The following is a 12,824-nucleotide window of genomic DNA, read 5'->3' as shown; positions in this document are numbered from 1 at the left end:
CGCTCTAACGCGATATCGCCGCCTGGCGAATGAGGTATTGGCCGTAGCCGGTGTTTTTCATCGGCTCGGCAAGGCGCAGCAATTGCTCGGTATCGATGAAGCCCTGGCTGAACGCGATTTCCTCCGGACAGGCGATCTTAAGACCCTGACGTTTCTCCACGATGTGGATGAACTGGGAGGCTTCGAGCAGCGATTCATGCGTGCCGGCGTCGAGCCAGGCATAGCCGCGGCCGAAACGTTCGGCATGAAGCTCGCCGCGTTCCAGATACCACTGGTTGACGTCGGTGATCTCGAGTTCCCCGCGCGGCGACGGCTTCATCTCGCGTACGACGTCGACGACGCGTTCGTCGTAGAAGTAGAGACCGGTCACGGCGTAGTTGGATTTCGGCGCCTTCGGCTTCTCCACGATCTGCAACGGCCGATGCGAGGAATCGAACTCGATGACGCCATAGCGCTCGGGATCGTCGACCCAGCACGCGAACACCGTCGCGCCGCGGCTCTGTTGCGCGGAGGTGCGCAGCAGCGCCCGCAGATTGTCGCCGTAGAAGATGTTATCGCCGAGGATCAGCGCGCAGGATCCACCGGCCAGAAAATCCCGCCCGATCAGGAAAGCTTCCGCGATGCCGCCGGGATGATCCTGGATGGCAAAGGAAAGCTCGATTCCCCATTGCCGTCCGTCACCGAGCAGGCGCCTGAACTGGTCGATCTCCTCCGGCGTGGTGATGATCAGGAACTCGCGCAGGCCCGCCATCATCAGCGTGGTGAGCGAGTAATAGATCAGCGGCTTGTCGTAGACCGGCAATAGCTGCTTCGAGGTCGCGAGCGTCAGCGGATAAAGCCGCGTGCCGCGGCCACCTGCCAGAATGATACCTTTGCGATTCATGCGCCGAACTCTTCGCGGTTGGCGGGGAGATGGTAGCCTCGTTAGCATGCGCCAAGCGACCTACAAAGGGCCTTCCTTGCCGTCCATAGCGGAAATATTTCAATGGTTTACGCTCGAAATGACCGCGTTGCGCGCTCTCAGCGGGTGGGATAGGAATGGCGCCATCGCGGCGGTTGGCAACGCAATGTCGGTGACACACCAGCGCAATCAGCGACCTGGACTGCGACGGGAATCATGGCCGACCGCGTTTATTGCACCTATTTCGATCATAACTACCTGCCGCGCGGGCTGGCGCTCTATCATTCGTTGCAGCGGCACGCGCCAGGCGCCCGGCTTTGGGTGCTTTGCCTGAGCGAGGCCTGCCATCGGGCGCTGCTGGCGCTTGATCTTCCAAATCTGCTGGCGGTGAGCATGGCGGACTTCGAAGCCGCCAATGCCGACGTCGTTGCGACCCGGCCATCCCGCAGCCAGATCGAATATTATTTCACGTGTTCGCCAGCCTGGCTTCTTTTCGTGCTGGAAAGCAACCCGGATGCGGAGTGGGCCACCTATCTCGACAGCGACCTGTTCTTCTTTGCTTCGCCCGATCCGATCTACGAGGAAATGAAGGATGCCGCATTCGGCATCATTCCGCATCGTTTCTCCCGTGGATTGGAGGACCAGCGCAGGTTCGGGCTTTACAATGTCGGCTGGGTGAGCGCGCGCAGGCGCGACGACGGCCTCGCGGCGCTGCGCTGGTGGCGCGAGCGCTGCATCGAATGGTGCTACGACAGGGTCGAGGGCGACCGTTTCGCCGACCAGCGCTACCTCGACCGAATGCCCGAAACGTTCAGCGGCGTTCACGTGATATCGCATCTCGGCGCCAATCTCGCGCCCTGGAATCTTGCCGATTGCCGCCTGGAATGGAACAACGGCAGGGTCGAGATCGAGCGGCGGCATCCGCTGTTGTTCTTTCATTTTTACGGGGTCAAACGCAGCGGCGGCTATTATTTCAATAGCCACCGGTTCTATCACGCGCCATTTTCCGGCCTGATGAGGGAAAAACTGTACAAGCCATACGTGGCGGCGCTCGCCGAGGCCGAACGGTCGTCGGCGCCTCACTTGCAGGGGCAGCAGAGCGAGACGATCCGAAAGCCCGTCGCCGCTAATCCCATCGACCGCCTGTCCAATGCGTTGCGCAAGATGCGAACGATGGCCTACCGCGGCCTCGATATCATCACCGGCCGGGCCATTGCCGTTCGATAGCCCGATCCACCGCCTTGAGAGATTGTGCGAATGCGACTGCTGATCGTTGGCTATTCCTCGATCGTCGAACGACGGGTGATGCCGGCGGCGGCGAAAGTCGCTGAGATCGACGAGATTTCGATCGCAAGCAAGAGCCGCCCCAGGCCGGAAGGCTGGCCGAAGCAGGGACTCTTTTTCGACGACTATGAGGCCGCCTTGCGCGGCAGCGATTCCGACCTCGTCTATCTTTCGCTGCCCAATGCGCTGCATGAGCGCTGGGTCATGGCCGCGCTGGCCGCCGGCAAGCATGTCGTGGTCGACAAACCGGCCATGATGACGTTGGCGGGCAGCGAACGTGCCGTGGGCGAGGCGCGGCGCGTCAATCGCCTCGTCGCGGAGGCGACAGTGTTCGGTTATCATCCGCAGTTCGAAACGCTGGCAGCGTTCGTCACCGAGACCGGCTCGTTGACGCAGGCCGCCGCGCAATTCATCATCCCACCGCTGCCGATCGGCAATTTCCGCAACCATGCCGAACTGGGCGGAGGCTGTCTGCTCGACATGGGACCCTACGCCGCCGCCACGATGCGAATCCTCGGCGGTGGGGCGGCGTCGGAAATCACGGCCCTGGCCGGCGGCCGGCATCCGGAAACCGGTGTGGACATGGGCTTTTCGGTCCTGGCCCGGCTCGGCAATGGCGGCGCTTTTTCCGGCCATTTCAGCTTCGAGGGCGAGTATCAAAATCGCTTGCTCGTTGTGGGCCGTTCGGGGTCTGTGTTAATAGAACGCGTCTTCACCCCACCCGCCGATCATCAGATGGAATGGCGCCGGCGCCTACGCAATGTCGATGATGTCGTGACATTCGAGCCAGCCGATACGTTTGCACGCTTCCTTGCGGCGGTGACGTCGGCCATTGCCGCCGGCGATCACGAGAGCTACCACCGCGATCTCCTGAGCGATGCCCGGTGCCGGGATATGATCGCGACGGCGCTCGCATCCCAGAATCCGGCGCACCAGTCCGTGTGAGAGACAATGCCAATCAACGTGTGGGACTATCTGCGGGAATACGACGAACTGCGCGACGAGATACTCGCTACCGTCGATCGGGTGTTTCGCTCCGGACGGCTGGTGCTTGGACAGGAAGGCGTCAAGTTCGAGCGCGAGATGGCCGCCTATCTGGGGGTCGCGGGCGGCGTCGGCGTCAATAGCGGAACTGACGCGATCTACATCGCGCTGGCGTCTTTGGGCGTGAAGGCCGGCGATGAGGTCATTACCGTGCCCAATACGGCCGTGCCGACAGTCTCGGCGATCCGCACGCTCGGCGCCAGGCCGGTCTTCGTCGACGTGCGCGAAGATGATTTCCTGATGGATGTCGGGCAGGTCGAGGCGGCGATCACGCCGCTCACCAAGGCGATCGTTCCGGTGCACCTGTACGGCCAGTGCGTGGATCTCGATCCACTGATGGCGATTGCCGGGCGGCGCGGGCTGAAGGTAATGGAAGACTGCGCGCAGTCGCAGGGCGCGCTCTACAAGAATCATCAATCCGGCAGCGTCGGTCACGCCTCGGCGTTCTCGTTCTACCCGACCAAGGTGCTGGGCGCCTATGGCGACGGCGGCATGGTGTTGAGCAACGACGAGGCGGCGATCCGGCTTGCGCGCAGTCTTCGCTTCTACGGCATGGAAACGCAGTACTACTCCGAGCGCCACGGTTACAATTCGCGTCTCGACGAGGTGCAGGCTGCGATCCTGTCGCTGAAATTGCCGCGCATCGATAGTTGGATAGAGCGGCGGCGGGAGATCGCCGCGCGCTACAATCAGGGTCTCGCCGGAAGCGGCCTCGTGCTGCCGCGCGAAAACCTCCATAGCCGCCATTCCTATTATGTTTATGTGGTAGAACACCCGACGGATCGCGACGGGGTGCTGGAGCGGCTGGCGAAGTGCGACATCAACTGCAATGTGTCCTACCGTTGGCCGATTCATACCATGCGGGGCAGCGCCGATCTCGGCTATCGTGAGGGGCAATTCCCGGTCGCGGAGCGCAAGGCGCAGCGCATTTTCTCGCTGCCGATGTATCCGCACCTGAAGGACGAGGAAGTCGATACCGTGATCGAAGTGCTCAGGGACGTGGTTTGATGGCCGAGCGCGCGCATCTCGACTGGTTTCGCGGAAGGCTCGCAGCTTCCGCCGCGATCGAGCCGACGGATCCCGCGCCGATCCTGGCGTGGCGGGACGAGTGCTGCCAGGCTATCCGCTTCAAGGCCGAGTTGATCGGGCTCGACGAGGTTCGCGGCTGGTCGCGCGACGCGCAAGGCAACGTGCGGCACAAGACCGGGCAGTTTTTCGGGGTCGAGGGCGTACGCGTCGAAAGCGGCGACCTGCGCGAGGTCGCCTCGTGGGATCAGCCGATCTACACCCAACCCGAAGGCGGTATCCTCGGACTGATCGCCCGCGAGACGCCGGATAACGGCGTCCAGTTTCTGTTGTACGCCAAGGCCGAGCCGGGCAACGTCGGCGTGCTCCAGCTCTCTCCCTCCGTGCAAAGCACGTGGTCCAATATCAGGCGCGCGCATGGTGGAAAGCTGTCGCCGATGCTGGAGGTGCTCACCGCCAAGTCCGGCGTTCGTATCATTTACCGGGCAGAGCACAATGAAGAGGGCGGCCGGTTCTGGCGCAAGTCGAACGAGAACATCATCGTATTTGTCGACGATGAGAGCGTGATCGAGTCCGACATGGCGATGTTTTGCTGGGCGAGTCTTGGGCAGATCAAGGAGCTTGCCTTGATCGACAACGTGCTCAGCCCCTTCGTAAGAACGATCATCGCGCCGCTTTAATTCGAGGAACGGGCCTGCGCCCGGTCAGCGCGCCTTTGAAAACAGGTAGGTTTCGGTCGTCGAGCGATGGCCCGTCACCTCGGATACGTCATAGGGGATGCACGGCCATTCGCGTAGCAGCTGAAGTCCTGCGTCCCGGCAAAGCGACATCAATTCGCTCTTGCCGAAGATGATCTCGACGACGGGCGCCCCATAGGCGAACTTTTTCAGATATGTGGTCTGGTGATCGTCGAATACCGGCACGGTGTGCAGGACGCAGTAGCGTCCGGCAACGCGCGCGGCCTCGCGGATCGCCGCCTGATACTCGATGATGTGCATCAGCGACACGCCATTGAAGACGATGTCGAATGCAGCGTCCGGGTACGCCAGCCGGGTCGCGTCCGCTACCTCGAAAGTAACGGACGGATAACAGGCGCGGGCCCGGGCAATCATAGCTTCCGAATAGTCGATGCCGGTATAGCTGACGCCGCCGGCGACGAGATCTGCAAACACTTCCGAATAATAGCCGCTGCCGCAGCCGACCTCGAGCAGGCGGGGGGTGGCAATGCCCGTCGCCATGACAGCCTCGGCGGCGACGGTGAAATCGAGCCGCGGTTTTCCATTCTTCATGTCGTCGATCAATGCCAGATAGGCGCGTTCCTGGCGAGCCACGGTGCGCGCCGCAAGCCAGCCCTCGGACGACGCGGCTGCATTTCGGGCAGCCTCCACGCCGCCAAGCACCTTGTAGTCGGTCGAGGTCAGAACATGTCGGCGCAGGATCGGCGTCGCCTTGACCACGCGCTTGCCGACCTGCCTGACGATACGGGGTAGCTTCATCGTGGCTTCCGCAAGGTTTCAACGAAGCCAAGGATCTCCGCGGCGCGATGGCGGTAGGTATGTTGTGCCATGGTTCTCGCCTGGCCCGCGTGGGCGATCGCAGCGCGACCATTGGGGTCGCCGATCATGCGGCCGATGACCGCAAGACAGTCGTCGACCGAGCGCCAGACCGCGACCTCGCTGTCCGGTTCGAACAGCGTGTGCAGATTGTCCTTGAAATCGGTCAGCAGGCACGCGCCGACGCCGGTGGCCTCGAACAGCCGCATGTTGCCGGCTTCCCGCCCGGCCATGTCGATGTGGGAATTGAGCGTGATCTTCGATCGCCGCAGTGCCTGATACATCTCGGCGCCCCACACTTCGCCTTGAAAGCAGCGATGCAGCGGGGAGGAGGCTGGCAGTGTCTGCGGCGGGTTGCCAAACAGCTTGAGATCGTAACGTTCGGCAACGGCCTCGAGCAGCGCAATCCGCTGCTGGTGATCCGGCGACACCGTGCCGACAAAGGAAACCTCGATGTCGATGGCAGGCGCCGGCGGTAGCGCTTCGAGAATAGCGGGCTCGAACGCCAGATGATTGACTTCCGCCCGCAAACCGAGACGACGAAAGAAATCCACCGTCGCTGACAGCTGCGACATCATCAGATCGTAGACGGACCAGTCCACGCCGCGCGACGGCGCGATCCCGATCTGTCCGATCAGGATCGGGTTGCCAATCGCCTTGATACGCCGCATCAGCCGCGGGTCGACGTGAAACGTGTCCTGGTTGAGCACCACGTCAGGTTTGAAATCCTCGATCTGGGCCAGCAGGATGGCCTCGGCCTGTGCGTCGAGCCTGGGACTGAGGCCAACCTTGCGGGCCAACGGCCGCAGCATCGGCTTCAATGGCGTCACGGCGCGCTGCAGCCAGGCCGGAAGCGAGGTGCTTCCGCTGGTGGTGGCGGGCCCCGCCGCTTCGACGGCCATGCCGTGCTCGCGCGCCCACGCCGTCTGTAGCCAGGCATTGTTGACGTGTATCTCTGCCGCCGAATGGCCGAGCGCGGAAAAATTCCGCGAATAGAAATCGGCGACGCCGAACAGGCTGGCGTTTCGCGCCGCCATCTGGGCCGCGTAACCGGCGCTTCCGAGCCCGGGCTGACGGCGATACAGCCAGCTGAGGAAGCGCGGGTAGTCCGCATTGAGCACGAGGATGCGCATGAATGGCTAGACCGCGCGCCGGAAGCCGTAATTCTTGTCGATCCACGCCTTGTAGGCGCCGCTGGTGACGTCGCGCCACCATGGCTCGTGGTCGAGATACCATTGCACGGTCTGCTTCAGTCCGCTCTCGAAACCGACACTGCAGCGGCTGCCGAGTTCGGTTGCGAGCTTGGTGGCGTCGATCGCATAACGGTGATCGTGGCCGGGGCGGTCCGTCACATAGGTGATGAGCGTGCGGCAGGAGCCGGCGCTAGCTGCGGGACAGGACGGAAAGCGCGAGGCGAAGCGAGTGTCGGCTGCGAAGGCGGCATCGATCGTATCGCAGATCAAGCCCACCACATCGCGGTTGTTGCGTTCGTTGCCGCCGCCGACATTGTAGGTTTCGCCGGTGCGGCCGCGCTCGATCACGTTCATCAAGGCGCCGCAGTGGTCGGAAACGTGCAGCCAGTCGCGGACATTGGAGCCGTCGCCATAGACCGGCAGCGGCTTTCCCTCCAGCGCATGGATGATCATCAGCGGAATGAGTTTTTCCGGGTGCTGATAGGGGCCGTAATTGTTGGAGCAGTTCGTGATCAGCGCCGGCATGCCGTAGGTCGCGACAAAGGCGCGGACCAGATGGTCGCTTCCTGCCTTGCTCGCCGCGTAAGGCGAGTTCGGACGATAGGACGAGGATTCCGTGAAGGCGGGGTCGGCGGCGCCGAGCGAGCCATAGACTTCGTCGGTCGAGACGTGGAGAAATCGCGCCTCATCGAGCATCGCCGCCGCGCGCCAGCAATCGAGCGCCGCCTTCAGAAGCGTGAACGTGCCGAGCACGTTGGTCTGCAGAAAGGCTTCGGGATCGCTGATCGAACGGTCGACATGCGACTCGGCAGCGAGATGCGCCACGCGGGAAAATTTTCGTTCATCGAACAGGCGCTGCATCAGCGCCGCGTCGCCGATGTCGCCCTTTACGAACTGGATACTGCGATCGGCAATCAGCGGCTCCAGGCTGCGGACATTGGCCGCATAGGTCATGGCATCGACCACGGTCAGGCGGTCGCCCGGCCGCGCGGCTCGCCACGCATGCACCAGGTTCTGGCCGATAAAGCCCGCGCCGCCGGTGATCAGAACGCTTTGCATCGAAAACCCCTCTGTCACGAAGCCGCCGCTTCGATCTTTCGATCGAACATCGTGCGCGGCATGATGTACCACAGCAGAAACAGGAACCCGGCGCCATGTGTCAATAATGCCGTCGCAAAGGGCACATTGAGAAAGGTTTGGGGAAGCAGCGCAGCCGAGATCAGCACGAATCCCGGCGGCAGTCCGGCCGACACGCGATTGCCGAGCGCGATCACAAAGCCGCACAGCAGTGCCACCAGCGGCGCGAAATACAATCCGACCGAGGCGATACCCTCTGTCGCAAACAGCGAGGCGTTGATGTTGCCGATCTGGTATGCCTTTTCCATCACGATCGATAGCTGCTCCTGATAGGGGCAGCTCATCAGCGGTTTCAGGAACGATATCTGGCAGAACCGGGTGAGCGGGTGACTTGAGAAGAAGTCGCTGTAGATGTCCATGGCGCTGGATGGGGTTGCCATCATCCGGATATTCACCAGGCCGAAATAATACAGCGTATAGCGGTTGAGGTACCATGCCATCAGGATCACGCCGAGAAGCATCGGCAGGAAGATCGCCAGAATAGTCGCGGCCCTGGCCTCGAAAATCCTCGACAGCACCAGCACGATAATGACCCACGCTGTTGAAAAAAGCGCAAACTTGCTGAGCGTGATCGGATAGAAAAGCAGCATCAGGAGGAGGGGCACGGCAGCCCACCAGCGGCGATTGAGCGCCAGATAACAGGCGCAGGCGAACGGCAGCAGCACGGTGGACACAATTCCGGTCAGGTAACGTACCGGCGCCGGAAAGTAGAGTTCGTTGCGAAAATCGTAGATCTGCCTGATCGACACCAGTCTGAAATTGTAGAGTGAGGCCGCGACGATCGTGCCCAGCGCCAGCACCAGAATGAACATCAGAAAGTATTCGAGGGCGCGAGGCGACAGCACGTACGTCTGTTTGGCGGGCGCCTTGACGAGGAGGGCGGGAAACAGAAACAGCACCGCCGAAGCGGCGGCCGAAAGGCCCGCCAGTCGGTGATCGTAGTTGAATTTGGAGAAGTTGTTGAGCCAGATGAAGCCGAGTATCATCGTGAACAGGCTGAAGCCGACGAAGTAACCAAAGCTGAAGCGGGCGAATATGAAAAACAGCGAGACGACAGAAAACGCTCCGACCGCAGCAATCGCGTAGTTGGCCCGCGCAGCGTCGTACAACATGTACGACTGCCAATGCGCAACCTGTGCCAGCGAGGTGCAGCAAATGACGATATGAAGGCATACCAGCACGTACAGGCTGAGGCGCGAGCCGGATACCAGCCGAATGCGTTCCATAATGTCCGGAGCGCGCTTGCTTTCTGACGAATGCATCATCGACATCGCGCCGCCACGCGGGGTAACCGAAACGAAATTGGCTCTGTCCGACCTACGACAGTTCGAGCGAGCGCCTGAAATAGGCGATGGTCTCCTTCAGACCATCGGCGAGCGCGACCTTCGGTTCCCAATTCAGCAGCGCCTTCGCTTTGGAGAGATCGGGCTGGCGTTGCCGCGGATCATCCTGCGGCAACGGCTTGAAAATGAGCTTCGAGCGCGAATTCGTATAACTGATCACTTTCTCGGCCAGTTCCAGAATGGTGAATTCCGAATTGTTGCCGAGATTGATCGGTCCGGTGCAGTCTTCGCCGGTCAGCATCAGCCGGGTAATCGCTTCGACGAGGTCGTCGACATAGCAGAACGAGCGGCTTTGGCCGCCGTCGCCGAACACGGTGATCGGGTCGCCCTTCAGCGCCTGGACGATGAAGGATGAAACGACCCGGCCGTCGTTTGGCTGCATCCGCGGACCATAGGTATTGAAGATGCGCGCAACCTTGATCGGCAGGGCATGTTGCCGCCAATAGTCGAAAAACAGGGTCTCGGCGCAGCGCTTGCCCTCGTCGTAACAGGAGCGAATCCCGATCGGATTGACGTTGCCCCAGTAATCCTCGGTTTGCGGATGGATCAGGGGATCGCCATAGACCTCGCTGGTCGAGGCCTGAAAGATCGGCGCCCGCAGACGCTTGGCGAGGCCGAGCATGTTGATTGCGCCATGCACGCTGGTCTTGGTGGTCTGCACCGGATCGCGCTGATAATGGATCGGGGAGGCCGGGCAGGCCAGGTTGAAGATCGCGTCGACCTCGATGTAGAGCGGAAACGTCACATCGTGCCGGATCGCTTCGAACATCGGGTTTGACAGCAGATGCGCAATGTTCTTGCGGCTGCCGGTGAAGTAGTTGTCCGCACACACCACTTCTGCGCCCGCGGCGAGCAGCCGTTCACTGAGATGGGATCCGATGAAGCCTGCGCCGCCGGTGATGAGGATGCGGCTGTCTTTGTAGTTTCGGTCAAACGCCATCATGATTCCCGGGTTGCCGCTTCGAGCGGCTGGCTTGCTTTACGTCCTGTGACGGGCAGCCGGAGTGGTATCGGCAACGGCAAAGTTCGCCAATAGCATTGTCCGCTGTGGAGGTATAATAGTAATGATATCCCCGTTAAGTCCTTGAAGGAACCACTCAATGGTTTTTGCAGCAAGGCACTTCCCGCAAGGTCAGTGGCCCGGCCTGTCGGTCATCAGAACTCTCGCCGCTTCAGCCAGGCGCGCGCGCCCCAGTGCGCGAAGCACCATGCGGATTTGATCGGCGAAAGCTGCTCCACGTTGCGGTAGATGTGCCAGACCCACCCGGCGGACCGGAGCGGGCGGCTGGAGACTGAGCTGCCTCGCACGCGGTAGCGGGCGAGATCCTCGTTGAGCCCGTGGGCAACATGTCCCGGCTTGAGGATGCTCAGCCAGAGGCAGAAATCGTCATACGGTTCGTTCTTCATGGCAATGTTGCCCGCGACGTCGCGGTCGACGAGCGCCGTCAGGGTGGCGATCGAGGTGTTCTTCAGCAACTGCTCATAGTTCAACGAGGCCGGCATCTCGATCAGGCGGCCGGTGACCGATCCCGTCTCATTGATGCGGCGAAACGCCGTATAGCTCAACGCCGCACGCTTTTGCTGCGCGAAGGCGATCTGCCGCTCGAGCTTGGCGGGCAGCCACAGGTCGTCGCTGTCGAGAAACGCGATGAAGCGGCCCTGCGCCTGCTCGATCGCGGCCTGGCGGGCAAGCGCCGGGCCTCCGTTACGAGGCTGGCGGATCAGCTTGACCCGCGGATCCTGCGCCGCGTGGCTTGCCACGATTGCGGCTGTCTGGTCCGTCGAGCAGTCATCGGCGATCAATAGCTCCCAGTCCGTCATCGTCTGGGCCTGAACTGATGCAATGGTCTCGCCGATCAGCCGCGCCACGTTCCACGATGGGGTGATGATCGAAACGAGCGCCATGGAGAAGCCTTTCAATCCGCGCGGCGCGGTTCGGCAATCGCAGACAGCAACGAAGTCGCAAATGTGTCGAGCTGCTTGGGATCGCTGATATAAAGTTCGCCGGGAAACGATTGCCGCCAGGCGGTTTCGAAATAGGGCGCGGTGTCGGCAGGGTCGAAGGGCGGTGCGGCCAGCGCCTCGCGAAGCCGCTGCGGAACGTCCGCCAGGCGATCGACGGCGAACAGAAGGGGGCAGGAGCGATAGAACGCATCGCCCATCACCACGACGGGCTTGCCGAGCAGCACCGCTTCGGCGCCCGATTTGCTGTTGACCGAGACGATCGCATCGGCGCGGCCAAGCACGGTGTAATTGTTGGTCTGCGGTGGCAGCAGGATGAAATTGTCGAAGCGGCGCGCGAGTTCGAACAGGCGGCCGGCGGGTATAGCGCCGATCTGGGCCGGATGCTCCTTCACCACAAGAACGTGCGTATCCGGGATGGTGCGCAGCAGGAAATCGATGGTCGCGACCTGATCGAGATATTCCGGCGAGCGAAGCGTCAGCGCCATATCGGCTGGCACGTGCAGGGGGTAGTAGACGAACGGCGTGTCCGGCATCTCCCGATAGAGTTTCCGCAGCCGCGTTGCGCCCACGGCCATGGCGGCATGCGCGCGGGCATGGCGGAGGTTATGTCCGAACTCCTGATGCTTGCCGAGTGCGAACTGGTCCCAGAGCTTCTCGACCAGGCGGCGTGCGTTCCGTGCGCTGGCGATCTTGTTGAACGCCGCCGAATATTGGTGCCGGTCCTTTTGCGGAATCACAATGGATTGCTGCCGCAAGGTTTCGTCGAGGTAGGCGCGCACCTCAGTGGAGACCGCGTCCGCAGGCGTCCGCATCGTATCGGGGGCGGCCAAGCTGTCCGGCGTATAATAGAGCCTGCCGCGAAAGAACGATGGCTCGATGAACCAGTTCCGGACACCGCGCTTCTTCGCGGCGTAGAAGCAGGCGAGGACAGAGAGAAATCCGCCGAGCTCCTGAACCGCAACCGCCTGCCGGCCCGAGGCCGCCAACCGATCGAGCGCGACTTCCATCGCGTTGGTGTAGATCATGAACCGCCGGCGCAGCGCGGCAGTCTCGCGAATGCCGAACGTGACGCGTTCGTGGCTGAACAGGAAGTTCGTTCCATCCAGACCGTAATCGACGATCCTTGCAGCGAAGGCGCGCTGGTCTTCCACCGGCGCGCCCCCCTGAAGACCGGTCCGGTACATGTTGACGACGGGGATGCCTTGCGCCTCCGCCATTTCCGCGCTGCGATCGTCGAATGCGAGCAACTGCACCTCGCGCCCCGCGCTGCGCAATCGCTGCGCCACGGGAATCCAGAACCGGGTCTGATATTCGGCCAGCGTCGTGATCAGGATAATGTCGTCGTTGCGCGGGGGCATGCCTTGCCGGAATGTTGCTT

The 12,824-nt window shown here is 62.0% G+C and carries 12 protein-coding genes; 4 read left to right on the top strand and 8 right to left on the bottom strand.

What is annotated here, in order from left to right:
- Positions 1-4 precede the first annotated feature (4 nt).
- Positions 5-883: a glucose-1-phosphate thymidylyltransferase RfbA gene (rfbA, locus tag IVB05_RS31670; protein WP_247779951.1), complete on the bottom strand. Its 879-nt coding sequence runs from the start codon at positions 881-883 to the stop codon at positions 5-7.
- Between the two features lie 234 nt (positions 884-1,117).
- On the opposite strand from rfbA, the gene IVB05_RS31665 reads away from it, so the two are divergent.
- Genes IVB05_RS31665 through IVB05_RS31650 form a run of 4 tightly spaced genes read left to right on the top strand, consistent with a single transcriptional unit; the run spans position 1,118 to position 4,935 of the window.
- Positions 1,118-2,128 (top strand): hypothetical protein, encoded by a 1,011-nt coding sequence (locus tag IVB05_RS31665; protein WP_247779950.1) that lies wholly within the window; start codon positions 1,118-1,120, stop codon positions 2,126-2,128.
- Between the two features lie 30 nt (positions 2,129-2,158).
- The gene (locus IVB05_RS31660) at positions 2,159-3,130 is read left to right on the top strand and encodes a Gfo/Idh/MocA family oxidoreductase (RefSeq protein WP_247779949.1); all 972 of its coding nucleotides are present in this window, start codon (positions 2,159-2,161) and stop codon (positions 3,128-3,130) included.
- A gap of 6 nt (positions 3,131-3,136) precedes the next feature.
- The gene (locus tag IVB05_RS31655) at positions 3,137-4,237 is read left to right on the top strand and encodes a DegT/DnrJ/EryC1/StrS family aminotransferase (RefSeq protein ID WP_247779948.1); all 1,101 of its coding nucleotides are present in this window, start codon (positions 3,137-3,139) and stop codon (positions 4,235-4,237) included.
- Positions 4,237-4,935 carry an NDP-hexose 2,3-dehydratase family protein gene (locus IVB05_RS31650; protein WP_247779947.1) on the top strand — a complete coding sequence of 233 codons (699 nt, stop codon included), beginning with the start codon at positions 4,237-4,239 and terminating at the stop codon, positions 4,933-4,935. Before IVB05_RS31655 ends, IVB05_RS31650 begins: the two co-directional genes overlap by 1 nt.
- Before the next feature lie 24 nt (positions 4,936-4,959).
- Here IVB05_RS31650 and IVB05_RS31645 read toward each other — a convergent pair whose 3' ends face one another.
- The 7 genes from IVB05_RS31645 to IVB05_RS31615 form a co-directional block, all read right to left on the bottom strand.
- Positions 4,960-5,751: a class I SAM-dependent methyltransferase gene (locus IVB05_RS31645; RefSeq protein WP_247779946.1), complete on the bottom strand. Its 792-nt coding sequence runs from the start codon at positions 5,749-5,751 to the stop codon at positions 4,960-4,962.
- Positions 5,748-6,941, bottom strand: coding sequence for a glycosyltransferase (locus IVB05_RS31640; RefSeq protein ID WP_247779945.1), 1,194 nt, complete (start codon positions 6,939-6,941; stop codon positions 5,748-5,750). Before IVB05_RS31640 ends, IVB05_RS31645 begins: the two co-directional genes overlap by 4 nt.
- Before the next feature lie 6 nt (positions 6,942-6,947).
- The gene (gene rfbB, locus IVB05_RS31635) at positions 6,948-8,060 is read right to left on the bottom strand and encodes a dTDP-glucose 4,6-dehydratase (protein ID WP_247779944.1); all 1,113 of its coding nucleotides are present in this window, start codon (positions 8,058-8,060) and stop codon (positions 6,948-6,950) included.
- Positions 8,061-8,074: 14 nt separating this feature from the next.
- The gene (locus IVB05_RS31630) at positions 8,075-9,250 is read right to left on the bottom strand and encodes a hypothetical protein (protein WP_247779943.1); all 1,176 of its coding nucleotides are present in this window, start codon (positions 9,248-9,250) and stop codon (positions 8,075-8,077) included.
- A 205-nt stretch (positions 9,251-9,455) separates the two neighbouring features.
- Entirely contained in the window at positions 9,456-10,421 is a 966-nt protein-coding gene (locus IVB05_RS31625) for a UDP-glucuronic acid decarboxylase family protein (protein ID WP_247779942.1), read from the bottom strand.
- A 215-nt stretch (positions 10,422-10,636) separates the two neighbouring features.
- On the bottom strand, positions 10,637-11,386 hold the full coding sequence (locus IVB05_RS31620; protein WP_247779941.1) for a glycosyltransferase family 2 protein: 750 nt from the start codon (positions 11,384-11,386) through the stop codon (positions 10,637-10,639).
- Between the two features lie 11 nt (positions 11,387-11,397).
- Positions 11,398-12,804: a capsule biosynthesis protein gene (locus IVB05_RS31615; RefSeq protein ID WP_247779940.1), complete on the bottom strand. Its 1,407-nt coding sequence runs from the start codon at positions 12,802-12,804 to the stop codon at positions 11,398-11,400.
- Positions 12,805-12,824 lie beyond the last annotated feature (20 nt).

The organism is Bradyrhizobium sp. 170, from assembly GCF_023101085.1.
In the GTDB taxonomy this organism is placed as follows: Bacteria; Pseudomonadota; Alphaproteobacteria; order Rhizobiales; family Xanthobacteraceae; genus Bradyrhizobium.
The sequence above is the reverse complement of the archived record's forward strand: the minus strand, read 5'-3'. Positions and strand labels throughout refer to the sequence as shown.